Below are 282 nucleotides of genomic sequence, written 5' to 3' on the forward strand. Positions count from 1 at the left end.
CGGTGACCTATGTAAACAAATACGCCCGAACTACTTTGTCCGCCATATCCAACAAAAACGAATTGGATTTGAGCCTCCCCCTTTGAAGTGGTCCGCCCTTATAGTTAGGAAACGGAGGACCATAGATGGCCATAAAGAGACCCAAGCCCGAAGGGAATGTCGTGAAGTTACGGCAGGTTGAAGTTCTGATGGGGCAAGGCATGCCCCGAATTGACGCAATCAGACAGATCAGTGTGACTGAACAAACCTATTACCGCTGGAAGAAGAAGTATGGCGGAGTGG

At 49.3% G+C, this 282-nt stretch carries 1 pseudogene; it reads left to right on the forward strand.

The annotated features are described in order from the left end of the window. Positions 1-125: 125 nt before the first annotated feature. A pseudogene (locus AB9F27_RS22200) lies at positions 126-282 on the forward strand (IS3 family transposase); the annotation flags it as partial.

This window comes from Falsihalocynthiibacter sp. CO-5D18 (assembly GCF_041205445.1).
Classification (GTDB): Bacteria; Pseudomonadota; Alphaproteobacteria; order Rhodobacterales; family Rhodobacteraceae; genus Falsihalocynthiibacter; species Falsihalocynthiibacter arcticus.